Origin of the sequence: Pseudomonas sp. FSL L8-0168, from assembly GCF_037976155.1 — a bacterium.
GTDB classification, from domain to species: Bacteria; Pseudomonadota; Gammaproteobacteria; order Pseudomonadales; family Pseudomonadaceae; genus Aquipseudomonas; species Aquipseudomonas paracarnis.
This window is the reverse complement of record NZ_CP150262.1, coordinates 3809188-3823758: the sequence shown is the minus strand read 5'-3', so window position 1 is coordinate 3823758 and position 14571 is coordinate 3809188. Positions and strand designations below refer to the sequence as shown.

Sequence of the window (14571 nt, the reverse complement as noted above, 5' to 3'; positions counted from 1 at the left end):
GCCTCGCGTCCTGATGAATTGCGATGGTCAGGGCCGGCAGTTTGCCGCATGTCCTCTGTCCAGGCCGCTTTTGGCGGCGTTCGCGACTATAGCAGTAATGATTAAGTGCTTCAATTCCATAAAAAATTGTTATCATCGCCGCCATGACGACTACCACCCCCCCGACCCCCAGCGTCCAGCTGCTTGAGGTCTCGCCGGAATATGCCGGCCAACGCATCGACAATTTTCTTCTGGCCAGGCTCAAAGGCGTGCCCAAGACCTTGATTTACCGCATCTTGCGTAAAGGCGAAGTGCGCGTGAACAAGGGGCGCATCAAGCCTGAGTACAAGCTGCAGGCGGGCGATATCGTCCGTGTGCCGCCGGTGCGCGTGCCTGAGCGCGACGAGCCGGTGCCGCTGGCCCAAGGCTTGTTGCAGCGCCTGGAAGCGTCGATCGTGTTCGAAGACAACAAGCTGATCGTGATCAACAAGCCCTGTGGCATTGCGGTTCACGGCGGCAGTGGCTTGAACTTCGGCGTGATCGAAGCCTTTCGTCAGTTGCGCCCCGATTGCAAGGAGCTGGAGTTGGTTCATCGCCTGGACCGCGACACGTCTGGCCTGTTGATGATCGCCAAGAAACGCAGCATGTTGCGCCACTTGCACACCGCCCTGCGTGGCGATGGCGTGGATAAGCGCTACATGGCGCTGGTGCGCGGCAACTGGGCCAGCTCGATCAAAAGCGTGCGTGCGCCGTTGCAGAAGAGCAACCTGCGCTCCGGCGAGCGTATGGTCGAAGTGGACGAGGAGGGCAAAGAGGCCCTGACCCTGTTCAAGGTGCTGCGTCGCTTCGGTGACTTCGCCACCATGGTCGAGGCCAAGCCGGTCACTGGTCGCACTCACCAGATTCGTGTGCACACCCTGCATGCGGGCCACTGCATTGCGGGTGACACCAAGTACGGCGACGAGGATTTCTCCAAGGAAATTCGCGATCTGGGCGGCAAGCGCCTGTTCCTGCACGCCTACATGCTCACCGTGCCGCTGCCCGATGGCGGCGAGCTGAAGTTGCAGGCGCCGGTCGATGAGACGTGGGCCAAGACCGTGGAGCGTTTGAGTGTCGCACCTTGACTACAAGCTGCTGATCTTCGATTGGGACGGGACGCTGGCCAATTCCATTGGCCGCATCGTCGAGTCCATGCACATGGCGTCGACCCGCTCGGGCTTTGAATTGTGCACGGACCTGGCGGTGAAGGGCATTATCGGCCTGGGTTTGCCTGAAGCCATTCGCACCCTGTACCCCGACATCAGCGACGCCGAGCTGGTGGCGTTTCGCGAGCACTATGCCGACCACTACATTGCGCTGGAAGCTACGCCTTCGCCGCTGTTTGAAGGCGTGGTGCAATCGCTGGAAGCGTTTCGTGCCCAGGGTTATCACCTGGCGGTCGCCACCGGCAAGGCTCGTCGCGGCCTGGACCGTGTACTCAAGGCCCATGGCTGGGAGGATTACTTTGATATCACCCGCGCTGCGGATGAAACCGCCAGCAAGCCTCATCCCTTGATGCTGGAGCAGATCCTTGCGCACTGTGGCGTAACGCCACGCGAGGCATTGATGGTGGGGGATGCGTCTTTCGACCTGATGATGGCACGCAATGCGGGCATGGACAGCGTCGCTGTCAGCTATGGCGCCCAGTCTGCCGAGGCGTTGCAGCAATACGAGCCGAGGCTGACGATTGATCATTTTTCTGAACTGCAGGCCTGGCTCAGCCGGGCCCTGTAAGTCTTTGCTGGGGTTAATGGCATGAGTGACGAGTGGAAGGCGCCTGAAAAGGCACAGAGCAGTGATGATAAAAGCTGGAAGCTTTTGGAGAAGACCCTCCTGGCCAGCGTCCAGGAGCAGCGACGTTCGCGGCGCTGGGGGATTTTCTTCAAGCTGCTGACCTTTGTATACCTGCTTGGGATGCTGGCGCTGTTCAGTCCGCTGATGGACATGGAAAAGAGCGCCGCCCGTGGCAGTCATTACACTGCCTTGATCGAGGTGCGCGGCGTGATTGCCGACAAGGAGCCCGCCAGTGCCGACAATATCGTCACCAGCCTGCGCGCGGCGTTTGAGGACCCCAAGGTCAAAGGCGTGGTCCTGCGCATCAATAGCCCAGGCGGTAGCCCGGTGCAGTCGGGCTATGTGTATGACGAAATTCGTCGTCTGCGCACCTTGCATCCGGATACCAAGCTCTATGCCGTGATCTCCGACCTGGGTGCCTCGGGCGCCTATTACATTGCCAGCGCCGCAGACCAGATCTATGCCGACAAGGCCAGCCTGGTGGGCTCTATTGGTGTCACAGCGGCCGGTTACGGTTTTGTGGGTGCCATGGAGAAGCTGGGGGTGGAGCGTCGCACCTACACCTCGGGCGAGCATAAGTCGTTCCTCGATCCTTTCCAGCCGCAGAAGGCGGATGAAACCGCGTTCTGGCAAGGCGTGCTCGACACTACCCATCGTCAGTTCATTGCCAGCGTCAAGCAGGGGCGTGGGGATCGTTTGAAAGATAAAGAGCATCCGGAGCTGTTCTCCGGCCTGGTCTGGTCGGGCGAGCAGGCATTGCCGCTGGGCCTGATTGACGGCTTGGGCAGTGCCAGCTCGGTGGCACGGGATGTGATTGGCGAGAAGGAGTTGGTGGATTTTACGGTCGAGGAATCGCCCTTTGATCGCTTCTCCAAGAAACTCGGTGCCAGTGTGGCGGAGAAATTGGCGCTGTACATGGGCTTCCAGGGGCCGTCCCTGCGCTGAAATTCCAAGCTAGGTGTAGATCAACTGTGGGAGCGGGCTTGCCCGCGATAGCGATGGATCAGTCGATATTAGTGTCGCCTGGTACATCGCTATCGCAGGCAAGCCAGCTCCCACATTGCTTTACGAAGGTTTCAAGGGATCTGTACGCCTTCGGTCAGCAGCATGTCCACCAGTCGAATCAGTGGCAGCCCAACCAGGCTGGTCGCATCCGGTCCCTCGGTGCTCCGGAACAAGCTCACACCGAGCCCTTCTGCTTTGAAGCTGCCCGCACAGTCATAAGGCTGCTCGATCCGCAGATAGCGCTCGATACGTTCTGCATCCAATTCGCGCATGTGTACGGTAAACGTCACGCAGTCGACCTGGTAGTGCCCGGTTTCGCTGTTGAGCAGTGCCAGGCCCGTGAGGAAGCTCACACGCTTGCCGCTGGCAGCCAGCAGTTGCTCGCGAGCATTTTCGAAGGTGTGCGGCTTGCCGATGATCCGGCCTTCCAGTGCGGCGACCTGATCCGAGCCAATGATTAAATGGCCAGGATGGCTGGCGGCGAGGGCGCGGGCCTTTTGTTCGGCCAGGCGCTTGACCAGTTCGATGGCGGGTTCATCCGGGCGGTGGCTTTCGTCGATATCCGGCGAGCTGCAGGTGAACGGCAGGTGCAGGCGACTCAGTAATTCCCGGCGATAAACCGAGCTGGACGCGAGTAATAAAGGCAGCATATACGTCTCCTCAAGGCAGTCGCCGATTCTATCGACGTGACCGGCTGACGCACAGGGCTGAATTTCCTTTGACATGGCCGGGTGCATCCCTATAATGCTGCGCCTATGTTGAATGACCCGATTCCACCTCACGTTGACCCGCGCAAATTGGCTGATCGTGGCACCACCCTTCAAGGTGAAGTGCTGCTGGCCGATTTGGAGAGACTCTGCGACCCGCTTTCCGACACTGTCGGTACGGTGCAGGCGAAATTCGTTTTTGAACGAGATGAACGTAAATCTGTGGTAATCCACAGCGTTATCGACACCGAAGTCAAAATGGTTTGCCAGCGTTGTCTTGAGCTGGTCACCCTGCCGATCCACAGCGAATGCAGTTATGCTGTGGTGAAAGAGGGTGCGAATACCCAGTCGTTGCCGAAAGGTTATGACGTGCTGGAACTGGGCGAAGATCCATTGGATCTGCATGCACTGATCGAGGAGGAGCTTTTGCTCGCCTTGCCCATTGTGCCTGCTCATCATCCGGAAGAATGCCAGCAGCCGGAGGGTCTCGATGACGAGGCCGAGCCGAGCGAGGACGAGGTAACGCGGTCCAACCCGTTCAGTGTATTGGCGCAGTTAAAGCGTGACCCAAACGTTTAGGAGTTAATCAATTATGGCTGTTCAGCAGAACAAAAAATCCCGCTCCGCCCGTGACATGCGCCGTTCGCACGACGCTCTCGAGGCTAGCACCCTGTCCGTGGAAAAGACCACTGGTGAAGTTCACCTGCGTCACCACGTATCGCCAGAAGGCGTATACCGTGGCCGTAAAGTGATCGACAAGGGCGCTGACGAGTAATCACTTGTCTGCTCAAGTCATCGCGATTGACGCAATGGGCGGGGACTTCGGTCCCCGCAGCATTGTTCAGGCCTGCATTGCCAGCCTGTCTGCCACGCCCTCGCTGCACCTGACCCTCGTCGGTCAACCCTCCCTACTTGAAGAACTGATTGCCAGCCATCCGGCGGTGGATCGCGCGCGCCTGACGATTACGCCAGCCAGCGAAACCATCAGCATGGATGAAAAGCCGGCGGTTGCCCTGCGTGGCAAGCCCGATTCTTCAATGCGGGTGGCCCTTGAGCTATTGCGTGATGGCAAGGTGCAAGCCTGTGTCAGTGCTGGTAATACCGGCGCGTTGATGGCCTTGTCGCGGCATGTGCTCAAAACCTTGCCAGGTATTGATCGGCCGGCGATGGTGGCGGCGATCCCTACGCAGAAAGGCTATTGCCAGCTGCTGGACCTGGGCGCCAATGTTGATTGCAGCGCCGAGCACCTGCTGCAGTTCGCCGTAATGGGCTCGGTGGCCGCCGAAGCGCTGGGCGTGGCCCGACCCAGGGTTGCCCTGCTGAATATCGGTACCGAGGACATCAAGGGCAACCAGCAAGTCAAGCTTGCCGCCACCTTGCTACAAAGCGCGCGGGGTTTGAACTACATCGGCTTTGTTGAAGGTGATGGTTTGTACCGTGGCGAAGCTGACGTGGTGGTGTGCGACGGCTTTGTCGGCAATATTCTGCTCAAGTCCAGCGAAGGCCTGGCGACCATGATCGCCACGCGTATCGAAGCTTTGTTCAAGCGCAACCTGGCGTCACGTATGGTGGGGGCCTTGGCGCTGCCCCTGATGCGACGCTTGCAGGCCGACCTGGCGCCCGCACGGCACAACGGTGCAAGCTTTCTTGGTTTGCAGGGCATAGTGGTGAAAAGCCACGGTTCGGCCGGGGTGCTGGGCTTTCAAAGTGCAATTGCACGGGCCTTGATCGAGATTCAAGAGAACCTGCCGCAACGCTTGCACGGCCGTCTCGAGGATCTGTTGCCTTAGGCGAATTGGCCCGGGAGTGCTTAAATGTGACCGGCCAGTTCAATTGACCATCCAATCTGTCAGTTTCGTTCGCTCCCACCGTAGGCGCGAGCATTTTTGACGACCAGATCATTAGGGGCTTGTTACATGTCTACATCCCTCGCATTCGTCTTTCCAGGGCAGGGTTCGCAGTCCCTCGGCATGTTGGCCGAGCTGGGCGCGCAATACCCGCTGATCCTGGACACCTTCAAGGAAGCTTCTGACGCCCTGGGTTACGACCTGTGGGCACTGACCCAGCAAGGGCCGGAAGCGCTGCTCAACCAAACCGATAAAACCCAGCCGGCCATCCTGACCGCCTCGATCGCCCTGTGGCGCTTGTGGTTGGCAGAAGGCGGCGCGCGCCCTGCATTCGTCGCGGGTCACAGCCTGGGCGAATACAGCGCCCTGGTGGCCGCGGGCAGCCTGACCTTGGCTGAAGCGGTCAAGCTGGTCGAGCGTCGTGGTCAACTGATGCAAGAAGCCGTTCCGGCCGGGCAGGGCGGCATGGCCGCTATCCTGGGCCTGGACGACGCGGTGGTGATCGAGGCCTGCGCCGAAGCGGCGCAAGGCGAAGTGGTCAGTGCGGTGAACTTCAACTCCCCAGGCCAGGTGGTGATCGCCGGCGCCAAGGCAGCTGTCGAGCGTGCCATCGAGGGTTGCAAGGCCCGTGGCGCCAAGCGTGCCCTGCCATTGCCGGTGAGCGTACCGTCCCATTGTGAGCTGATGCGCCCGGCGGCAGAGCGGTTTGCCGAGTCTATCGCTGCCATCAACTGGCAAGCGCCGCAGATCCCGCTGGTGCAGAACGTCAGTGCGGCCGTGGCCGCCGACCTCGACACCCTCAAGCGCGACCTGCTGGAGCAACTGTACAAGCCAGTGCGCTGGGTTGAATCGGTCCAGACCCTGGCCGCCAACGGTGCCACCGAGCTGGTCGAGTGCGGCCCGGGCAAAGTCCTGGCCGGCTTGAACAAGCGCTGCGCCGACGGTGTGTCGACCGCCAACCTCAATACCCCAGAAGCCTTCGCTGCCGCTCGCGCGGCACTGGCCTGAATCCCGTACTTAGGAGAAGCCTGCATGAGTCTGCAAGGTAAAGTTGCACTGGTTACCGGCGCAAGCCGTGGCATTGGCCAAGCGATCGCCCTGGAGCTGGGCCGTCAGGGCGCCGTTGTGATTGGCACCGCCACCTCTGCCTCGGGCGCCGAGCGTATCGCCGCGACCTTGAAGGAAAACGGCGTGCAGGGCACCGGCCTGGAACTGAATGTAACCAGCGATGAGTCCGTAGCTGCCGTATTGGCCGAGATCACTGCACAGTTCGGCGCGCCGGCAATTCTGGTGAACAACGCCGGGATCACGCGTGACAACCTGATGATGCGCATGAAAGACGACGAGTGGTACGACGTGGTCGATACCAACCTGAACAGTCTGTTTCGCCTGTCCAAGGGCGTTTTGCGCGGCATGACCAAGGCGCGTTGGGGGCGAATTATCAATATTGGCTCCGTAGTGGGTGCCATGGGCAACGCAGGCCAAGTAAACTACGCTTCCGCCAAGGCCGGTCTGGAAGGTTTCAGCCGTGCACTGGCACGTGAAGTCGGTTCGCGGTCGATTACGGTCAACTCGGTGGCCCCAGGGTTCATCGACACCGATATGACCCGTGAACTGCCGGAAGCACAGCGTGAAGCGTTGCTGACGCAGATTCCGCTGGGCCGTCTGGGCCAGGCTCAAGAGATTGCGAATGTGGTCACTTTCCTGGCATCCGACGGTGCGGCATACGTGACTGGGGCTACAATCCCGGTTAACGGCGGGATGTACATGAGTTAAATTGTGACGGATCGCTTCAAAAAAATGTCATACGAGCTGTCTAAAATCCGTTATAAAGCTGCAACTTAATTTATAGGCAGGTGGCCGACCGGGTACAGGGTGAAGCTTTCAGTTGAAAAGCTGAAATGGCTTTCTATACACTTACCCACTGGCCAGCTGCCTGAATTTGTCCATTAGGAGTTAAACAAGGTATGAGCACCATCGAAGAGCGCGTCAAGAAAATCGTCGCCGAGCAACTGGGCGTTAAGGAAGAAGAAGTGGTCAACACTGCTTCCTTCGTAGAAGACCTGGGTGCCGATTCCCTTGACACCGTTGAGCTGGTGATGGCTCTGGAAGAGGAATTCGAGACCGAAATCCCGGACGAAGAAGCTGAAAAAATCACTACTGTTCAAGCTGCCATCGACTACGTTACTAGCCACCAGGCGTAATAGTTTGTAGTCGTCGCTTGCTGTCAGGGAAAAACCGCACTGCTGTAACGGCGTGCGGTTTTTTCTTTAGCGGCGATGAAAAGTGTCGTCATTAGAAAAAGGAGAGTGCTGTGTCGCGTAGACGCGTCGTAGTCACCGGTATGGGTATGTTGTCGCCACTGGGCACGGATGTGCCAAGCAGTTGGCAGGGCATTCTGGCTGGCCGCAGTGGTATTGGTCTGATCGAACATACGGACCTTTCTGCCTATTCCACCCGTTTTGGCGGCTCGGTAAAGGGCTTCAATGTCGAGGAATATCTCTCGATCAAAGAGTCCCGCAAGCTCGACCTGTTCATTCAGTACGGCCTGGCTGCCGGTTTTCAGGCAGTGCGTAACGCCGGCCTGGAAGTCACCGACGCCAACCGTGACCGCATCGGTGTGGCCATGGGTTCGGGTATTGGCGGTCTGACCAATATCGAAGAAACCAGCCGCACGCTGCATGAGACTGGCCCACGTCGAATTTCACCGTTCTTCGTACCGGGCTCGATCATCAATATGATTTCCGGCTTCCTGTCCATCCATCTGGGGGCACAGGGGCCTAACTACGCGATTTCAACGGCGTGCACTACGGGCACCCACTGCATCGGTATGGCGGCGCGCAACATTGCCTACGACGAAGCCGATGTGATGATCGCCGGCGGCGCCGAAATGGCCGCATGCGGCCTGGGCATGGGCGGCTTCGGCGCGTCCCGTGCGCTGTCGACCCGCAATGACGAGCCGACCCGTGCCAGCCGTCCGTGGGACAAAGGCCGTGACGGCTTCGTGCTGTCCGACGGTGCCGGTGCGCTGGTGCTTGAAGAGTTGGAGCACGCCAAGGCGCGTGGCGCCATCATCTACGCCGAGCTGATCGGGTTCGGCATGAGCGGTGACGCGTACCACATGACTTCACCGCCGTCCGACGGAGCGGGTGCTGCGCGTTGCATCACCAATGCCCTGCGCGATGCGAAGGTCAACCCCGACCAGGTGCAGTACATCAACGCCCATGGCACTTCGACCCCGACTGGCGACTTGGCGGAAGCCGAGGCCATCAAGTCGGTGTTCGGTGAGCATGCCTACAAGCTGGCGGTCAGCTCCACCAAGTCCATGACCGGCCACCTGCTGGGTGCGGCGGGCGCGGTCGAGGCGATCTTCAGTGTGATGGCCATCAAGGACCAGGTTGCTCCGCCAACTATCAACCTTGATGAGCCGGACGAAGGCTGCGACTTGAACTTCGTGCCGCACGAAGCGCAACCGATGCCAATCGACGTGGTGATCTCCAACTCGTTCGGGTTTGGTGGTACCAACGGCTCCCTGGTGTTCCGCCGGTTCGCCGAGTGATGCACAGCTGGGTCGACGGTCAGCCAGCGGACAGCGTGCCCCTGAAAGATCGCGGCCTGGCCTATGGCGATGGGGTGTTCGAGACCATCGCCGTCAAGGCCGGGCAGCCGTTGCTGCTCGACCGTCACCTGCAACGCCTGGAAGAGGGTTGCAGGCGTTTGGCATTGGTGGTGGATCACGGGTTGATTCGCCACGAAGTGCTGAGCTTCGCCGCCGCCCTTGGCGACGGTATTCTCAAATTGATCCTCACCCGTGGCGACAGCTTGCGCGGTTATGGCATCAACCCTGGCGCCCCGGTGCGCCGTATTTTGCAGGGCAGTGCGCCCGCTGCTTACCCCCTTGCCCACGAAGTCGACGGCGTCCGCCTGTTTGCGTGTGCCACGCGCTTGGCGCAGCAGCCGCTGCTGGCCGGTATCAAGCACCTCAATCGGCTGGAGCAGGTGATCGCGCGTGCCGAATGGCAAGATACCGAACATGCCGAAGGCCTGATGCTGGACATGTCTGGTCGGGTGATCGAAGGCATATTCAGCAACCTTTTCCTGGTACGCAACGGCTTGTTACTAACCGCTGATCTGAGCCGTTGTGGCGTTGCCGGCGTAATGCGCGCCGAAGTGCTGGCCCAGGCACAAGCGCTGGGCGTCCCGGTGGCCGTGGCCGACATCAGTGTTGAGCAGTTGCAACAGGCCGATGAAGTCTTCGTCTGCAACAGCGTATATGGCATTTGGCCGGTGCGTGGTTGCGCTGCGATGAGCTGGCCGGTTGGGCCGCTCACCCGTAAACTGCAAGGCATTGTTCGCGCGCTATTGGATATTTGAGTTGATACGAAAACTGGTGTTAATGCTGCAGATCAGCCTGGTCTCGGCGGCTTTGCTCGTGGGCTTTTCGGCCTGGAAACTCGACTCTGCCCTCAAGCAGCCCCTGAAGCTGCCTCAGGAGCAGTTGCTCGACGTACCTGCTGGCGCTACGCCGACGGGCACCTTCAACCGTCTGGAAGCCGACGGCGTGCTCGACGATGCATTCTGGTTGCGTCTGTACTGGCGCTTCAACCTCGAAGGCCAGCCATTGCACAGCGGCGAGTACCGCATGAGCCCGGGCCTTACCGCCGAGGGTTTGATCGGCCTGTGGCAGCGCGGCGAAGTGGTGCAGTACAGCCTGACCTTGGTGGAGGGCTGGAATTTCCGTCAGGTGCGCACCGCCCTGGCCAAGCATGAAAAGATCGTGCAGACCCTCGCGGGCCTGACTGACAGCGAAGTGATGGATAAGCTCGGCCACCCAGGTGTGTTTCCTGAAGGGCGGTTCTTCCCCGACACCTACCGTTTTGTCCGCGGCATGACCGATGTCGAATTCCTGAAAAAAGCCTACAACCGCCTGGACGATGTACTCGCCCAGGAGTGGAGCAAGCGTGCCGCCGACGCGCCCTACACCGACCCTTACCAAGCACTGATAATGGCGTCGCTGGTAGAAAAGGAGACCGGTGTGCCCCAGGAGCGCGGGCAGATTGCCGGTGTGTTTGTGCGTCGCCTGAAGATCGGTATGCTGCTGCAGACCGACCCCACCGTGATCTACGGCTTGGGTGAGCGCTACAACGGTAAATTGACCCGTGCCCATCTCAAGGAAGCCAACCCCTACAACACCTACATGGTCGCCGGCCTGCCGCCCACGCCCATCGCAATGGTCGGTCGCGAGGCGATCCATGCAGCGCTGAACCCGGTACCGGGCAGCAGCCTGTATTTCGTCGCCCGTGGTGATGGCAGCCATATATTCTCGGATGACCTGGATGCGCATAATGCCGCCGTGCGTGAGTTCCAGCTCAAGCGCCGTGCCGATTACCGTTCCAGTCCGACGCCTGTGGTGAAACCGCTGGAAGATTCGGCACCTGCCAGTGATGCACCCACCCCCGACGCACCGATCGAGCCCGCGCCGGACACTACCGCGCCGCAAAGCCCGCAATGACTCTGACTAAGGACTGCCTGTGACTGGCTTGTTTATTACCCTGGAAGGCCCGGAAGGCGCCGGCAAAAGCACTAACCGTGACTACTTGGCCGAGCGCCTGCGTGCGCAGGGCATCGAGGTGGTGCTGACCCGTGAGCCGGGCGGTACGCCTTTGGCTGAGCGCATCCGTGAAGTCTTGCTGGCCCCGGGTGACGAGCCGATGAACCCGGACACCGAGTTGCTCCTGGTGTTTGCTGCCCGTGCCCAGCACCTGGCCGAAGTGATTCGCCCGGCCCTGGCGCGGGGTGCGGTGGTGATCTGCGACCGGTTTACCGACTCCACCTACGCCTACCAGGGTGGCGGGCGGGGTTTGTCCCTGGAGCGCATCGCCACCCTGGAAACCTTTGTGCAAGGCGATCTGCGCCCCGACCTGACCCTGTTGTTCGACCTGCCGGTGGAAGTGGGCATGGCCCGCGCCAGTGCGCGAGGTCGTCTGGATCGTTTCGAGTTGGAAGGCCAAGCCTTCTTTGATGCAGTGCGCAGCGCTTTCCTGCAGCGCGCCAAGGCTGAGCCCACACGTTATTACCTATTGGACGCCGCTCAGCCGCTGAGTCAGGTGCAACAGGCTATCGACGCGCTGCTGCCCACTCTGTTGGAGCGTAGCCGTGGCTGAGTCCTACCCGTGGCAGGACGGCCTCTGGCAGCAACTGGCAGGGCGCGCCCAGCACGCCCACGCCTATCTGCTGCATGGGCCGGTGGGCATCGGTAAACGCCACCTCGCCGAACGCCTGATGGGCAGCCTGTTGTGCCAACGCCCAGTCAACTTGGAGGCGTGTGGCGAGTGCAAGTCCTGCCTGTTGCTCAAGGCTGGCAGTCACCCGGACAATTATGTGCTGGAACCCGAGGAAGCGGACAAGGCCATCAAGGTCGACCAGGTGCGCGACCTGGTGAGCTTCGTGGTGCAGACTGCGCAAATGGGCGGGCGCAAAGTGGTGCTGATCGAGCCGGTCGAGGCGATGAATATCAACGCGGCCAACGCCTTGCTCAAAAGCCTTGAAGAGCCGTCCGGCGATACCGTGCTGTTGCTGGTGAGCCACCAGTCCAGCCGCTTGTTGCCGACCATTCGCAGCCGTTGCGTGCAGCAGGCTTGCCCGTTGCCCAGCGAGGACATGAGCCTGCAATGGCTGGCGCAGGCGTTGCCGGAATGCAGCGCAGAAGAACGAGGCGAGTTGCTGACCCTGGCGGCCGGTTCGCCTTTGGCGGCAGTGAAGCTGCAGGCTCAGGGCGTGCGCGAACAGCGTGCACTGGTCGTGGATGGCGTGAAGAAACTGCTCAAGCAGGAATTGTCCGCCACGCAACTGGCCGAAAGCGCCTGGAAGGACATTCCGCTATTGCTGCTGTTCGACTGGTTTTGCGACTGGTCCAGCCTGATCCTGCGCTACCAGCTTACCCAGGATGAGCAAGGCCTGGGCCCGGCGGATATGCGCAAGGTCGTGCAATACCTGGCGCAAAAAAGTGCCCAGGACAAAGTGCTGAACATCCAGGACTGGATCCTCGCCCAGCGCCAGAAAGTCCTCGGCAAGGCCAACCTCAACCGCGTGCTGTTGCTCGAGGCATTGTTGGTGCAGTGGGTCGGCCTGCTCGGGCGCCGTTAAATTCCGTGGCTGACGGGTGTATCGTTGGCCCTACCTCTTTTGTGACTTAAGCTCAGATTCCTATGCTCGTAGATTCTCATTGCCACCTTGATCGCCTCGACCTTGCCCAGCACGGTGGCTCCCTCGACGCCGCCCTTGAAGCTGCCCGCCAGCGTGGGGTAGGGCACTTCCTGTGCATTGGCGTCAGCGCCGACAACGCCGCCGACGTCAAAGCCCTGGCTGATCGCTATGCCGACGTAGACTGCTCGGTGGGTATTCACCCGTTGGACCTCAAGCCTGGCGAAGCGCCGGCTCTGGACTGGCTACTGGGCGAACTCAACCACCCGCGAGTGGTGGCCATTGGCGAAACAGGCCTGGACTATCACTACGAGCCTGAAGCTGCCGAGTTGCAGCAGGCCTCGTTCCGCTTGCACCTGCAAGCCGCCCAGCAGACGGGCAAGCCGGTGATCGTCCACACCCGAGGTGCCCGTGCCGATACCCTGGCCTTGCTACGTGAAGCCGCGTTGCCGCAGGCTGGCGTGTTGCATTGCTTTACCGAAGACTGGGACATGGCCAAGGCGGCCCTGGACCTGGGGTTCTATATTTCCCTGTCGGGTATCGTCACCTTCCGCAATGCCGACGCGCTGCGCGATGTGGCCCGCCAGGTGCCTGCCGACCGCCTGCTGGTGGAAACCGACTCGCCGTACCTGGCGCCCATCCCCCATCGCGGCAAACCGAACTTGCCCGAATATGTACGTGATGTGGCTGATTACCTGGCGATGCTGCGCGGCGAGTCGTACGAACGCTTTGCCGAGCAGACTACCGAGAACTTCAAGCGCCTGTTCCCGCTGGCCCACCTAGCCGGTTAGAGCGGCCGAATTCCAGGCAAAAAAAACCCGGGTTCTGGGGGGTGAATCCGGGCTAAGACCATTAGGAGTAAAACAAGGGCACGCAGTCCGTCGGTACCCAGGTCGACGCGTCACTTGGGGGAGATGTCGCGCCGACAGTTGAAGTATTGACCACTATCCTATTCAGTCCAGTCGTGATTGATCGTTTTTTAAACAGATTTGGAATACGCGGCCTTCGCTTGAGTTCTCACTGCGCTGATGGGCAGGTTCAGGTGTTGCGTATTATTTCTGACTGATAACGGCGAAATCGTTGGCGCATTGAAAGTTATGTGCCTGACGGGTTCACATAGACATTGCCCAACGACCGTTCAGTCGGGATAATCCCTCGCACCGGGTAAATCGTATCGCCACGTATCCATGGCCCTGCGCAACCCTCCCTATTTCCGACCTTTACAGACTCTTCCTCATGCACAAAGAACCCCGTAAGGTCCGTGAATTTCGCCGCCGTGAGCAGGAAATTCTCGACACCGCGCTCAAGCTGTTCCTCGAACAAGGTGAAGACAGCGTCACCGTCGAGATGATTGCGGATGCCGTGGGTATCGGCAAAGGCACGATCTACAAACACTTCAAATCCAAGGCCGAAATCTACCTGCGCCTGATGCTCGACTACGAGCGTGATTTGAACGAGTTGCTGCACTCGGCGGATGTCGACAAAGACAAGGAAGCCCTGTCCCGCGCTTACTTCGAGTTCCGCATGCGTGATCCGCAGCGCTACCGCCTGTTCGACCGCCTGGAAGAGAAGGTGGTCAAAGGTCACCAGGTGCCGGAGATGGTCGAGGAGTTGCACAAGATCCGCGCCTCGAACTTCGAACGCCTGACCCTGCTGATCAAGGGGCGTATCAGCGAAGGCAAGCTTGAAGACGTGCCACCGTATTTCCACTACTGCGCCGCCTGGGCCTTGGTGCATGGCGCTGTGGCGCTGTACCACTCGCCGTTCTGGAGCAATGTGCTGGAAGACCAGGAAGGTTTCTTCCAGTTCCTGATGGACATTGGCGTGCGCATGGGCAACAAGCGCAAGCACAGCCCTGAACTGCCGGGCGCCGAGAAGAGCGGCGAAACCCCTGCCACCTAAGTCATTCGCCACAGTGATGGCGCAATGATTTACTGCCAGGCGCAGTAACCCAGGAATATACTCAGGCAAGGACCTTGCTAAAAGCTGAGTTATGA

General features: G+C 60.1%; 17 protein-coding genes. 16 read left to right on the top strand and 1 reads right to left on the bottom strand.

The window, feature by feature from the left end; genetic code table 11:
* Positions 1-143: 143 nt before the first annotated feature.
* Genes rluC through MHH62_RS17450 form a run of 3 tightly spaced genes read left to right on the top strand, consistent with a single transcriptional unit; the run spans position 144 to position 2757 of the window.
* On the top strand, positions 144-1103 hold the full coding sequence (rluC, locus tag MHH62_RS17460; RefSeq protein WP_103452134.1) for a 23S rRNA pseudouridine(955/2504/2580) synthase RluC: 960 nt from the start codon (positions 144-146) through the stop codon (positions 1101-1103).
* Entirely contained in the window at positions 1090-1752 is a 663-nt protein-coding gene (locus MHH62_RS17455) for an HAD-IA family hydrolase (RefSeq protein ID WP_014719567.1), read from the top strand. The genes rluC and MHH62_RS17455 overlap by 14 nt, the downstream gene beginning before the upstream one ends.
* Before the next feature lie 21 nt (positions 1753-1773).
* On the top strand, positions 1774-2757 hold the full coding sequence (locus MHH62_RS17450) for a S49 family peptidase (RefSeq protein WP_014719566.1): 984 nt from the start codon (positions 1774-1776) through the stop codon (positions 2755-2757).
* Between the two features lie 131 nt (positions 2758-2888).
* Here MHH62_RS17450 and MHH62_RS17445 read toward each other — a convergent pair whose 3' ends face one another.
* Complete coding sequence (locus MHH62_RS17445; protein WP_014719565.1) at positions 2889-3467, bottom strand: nucleoside triphosphate pyrophosphatase; 579 nt, start codon at positions 3465-3467, stop codon at positions 2889-2891.
* Positions 3468-3572: 105 nt separating this feature from the next.
* Here MHH62_RS17445 and MHH62_RS17440 point away from each other — a divergent pair, with 105 nt between their 5' ends.
* The 13 genes from MHH62_RS17440 to MHH62_RS17380 all read left to right on the top strand — a co-directional run bounded on the left by MHH62_RS17440 (position 3573) and on the right by MHH62_RS17380 (position 14476).
* A complete protein-coding gene (locus MHH62_RS17440) occupies positions 3573-4103 on the top strand; it encodes a YceD family protein (RefSeq protein ID WP_003175611.1) in 531 nt (176 codons plus the stop codon).
* A 13-nt stretch (positions 4104-4116) separates the two neighbouring features.
* Positions 4117-4299 (top strand): 50S ribosomal protein L32, encoded by a 183-nt coding sequence (gene rpmF / locus MHH62_RS17435; protein WP_003179396.1) that lies wholly within the window; start codon positions 4117-4119, stop codon positions 4297-4299.
* 4 nt (positions 4300-4303) lie between these two features.
* Positions 4304-5314, top strand: coding sequence for a phosphate acyltransferase PlsX (plsX, locus tag MHH62_RS17430; protein ID WP_084479911.1), 1011 nt, complete (start codon positions 4304-4306; stop codon positions 5312-5314).
* 126 nt (positions 5315-5440) lie between these two features.
* Positions 5441-6379, top strand: a complete 939-nt coding sequence (gene fabD / locus MHH62_RS17425; RefSeq protein ID WP_014719563.1) for an ACP S-malonyltransferase — start codon at positions 5441-5443, stop codon at positions 6377-6379.
* 24 nt (positions 6380-6403) lie between these two features.
* Entirely contained in the window at positions 6404-7147 is a 744-nt protein-coding gene (fabG, locus tag MHH62_RS17420) for a 3-oxoacyl-ACP reductase FabG (RefSeq protein WP_005790544.1), read from the top strand.
* A gap of 191 nt (positions 7148-7338) precedes the next feature.
* Positions 7339-7575: an acyl carrier protein gene (acpP, locus tag MHH62_RS17415; RefSeq protein ID WP_003175607.1), complete on the top strand. Its 237-nt coding sequence runs from the start codon at positions 7339-7341 to the stop codon at positions 7573-7575.
* Positions 7576-7685: 110 nt separating this feature from the next.
* On the top strand, positions 7686-8930 hold the full coding sequence (gene fabF, locus MHH62_RS17410; RefSeq protein WP_198833854.1) for a beta-ketoacyl-ACP synthase II: 1245 nt from the start codon (positions 7686-7688) through the stop codon (positions 8928-8930).
* Complete coding sequence (gene pabC / locus MHH62_RS17405; protein WP_014719561.1) at positions 8930-9745, top strand: aminodeoxychorismate lyase; 816 nt, start codon at positions 8930-8932, stop codon at positions 9743-9745. The genes fabF and pabC overlap by 1 nt, the downstream gene beginning before the upstream one ends.
* 1 nt (position 9746) lies before the next feature.
* Entirely contained in the window at positions 9747-10883 is a 1137-nt protein-coding gene (gene mltG, locus MHH62_RS17400) for an endolytic transglycosylase MltG (RefSeq protein ID WP_339231497.1), read from the top strand.
* A 19-nt stretch (positions 10884-10902) separates the two neighbouring features.
* Positions 10903-11535 (top strand): dTMP kinase, encoded by a 633-nt coding sequence (tmk, locus tag MHH62_RS17395; RefSeq protein WP_014719559.1) that lies wholly within the window; start codon positions 10903-10905, stop codon positions 11533-11535.
* Positions 11528-12517: a DNA polymerase III subunit delta' gene (locus tag MHH62_RS17390; protein WP_032901585.1), complete on the top strand. Its 990-nt coding sequence runs from the start codon at positions 11528-11530 to the stop codon at positions 12515-12517. The genes tmk and MHH62_RS17390 overlap by 8 nt, the downstream gene beginning before the upstream one ends.
* A gap of 62 nt (positions 12518-12579) precedes the next feature.
* On the top strand, positions 12580-13365 hold the full coding sequence (locus MHH62_RS17385; protein ID WP_014719557.1) for a TatD family hydrolase: 786 nt from the start codon (positions 12580-12582) through the stop codon (positions 13363-13365).
* 445 nt (positions 13366-13810) lie between these two features.
* A complete protein-coding gene (locus tag MHH62_RS17380) occupies positions 13811-14476 on the top strand; it encodes a TetR/AcrR family transcriptional regulator (protein WP_003189287.1) in 666 nt (221 codons plus the stop codon).
* The last annotated feature ends 95 nt before the right edge of the window (positions 14477-14571 follow it).

Bases quoted from the DNA above. Each gene is read 5' to 3' on its own strand.
- MHH62_RS17385 (WP_014719557.1), top strand. From the start codon at position 12,580: ATGCTCGTAGATTCTCATTGCCACCTTGATCGCCTCGACCTTGCCCAG.
- rluC (WP_103452134.1), top strand. From the start codon at position 144: ATGACGACTACCACCCCCCCGACCCCCAGCGTCCAGCTGCTTGAGGTC.
- rpmF (WP_003179396.1), top strand. From the start codon at position 4,117: ATGGCTGTTCAGCAGAACAAAAAATCCCGCTCCGCCCGTGACATGCGC.
- pabC (WP_014719561.1), top strand. From the start codon at position 8,930: ATGCACAGCTGGGTCGACGGTCAGCCAGCGGACAGCGTGCCCCTGAAA.
- MHH62_RS17380 (WP_003189287.1), top strand. From the start codon at position 13,811: ATGCACAAAGAACCCCGTAAGGTCCGTGAATTTCGCCGCCGTGAGCAG.
- fabG (WP_005790544.1), top strand. From the start codon at position 6,404: ATGAGTCTGCAAGGTAAAGTTGCACTGGTTACCGGCGCAAGCCGTGGC.
- MHH62_RS17445 (WP_014719565.1), bottom strand. From the start codon at position 3,467: ATGCTGCCTTTATTACTCGCGTCCAGCTCGGTTTATCGCCGGGAATTA.
- fabD (WP_014719563.1), top strand. From the start codon at position 5,441: ATGTCTACATCCCTCGCATTCGTCTTTCCAGGGCAGGGTTCGCAGTCC.
- MHH62_RS17440 (WP_003175611.1), top strand. From the start codon at position 3,573: ATGTTGAATGACCCGATTCCACCTCACGTTGACCCGCGCAAATTGGCT.
- acpP (WP_003175607.1), top strand. From the start codon at position 7,339: ATGAGCACCATCGAAGAGCGCGTCAAGAAAATCGTCGCCGAGCAACTG.
- MHH62_RS17450 (WP_014719566.1), top strand. From the start codon at position 1,774: ATGAGTGACGAGTGGAAGGCGCCTGAAAAGGCACAGAGCAGTGATGAT.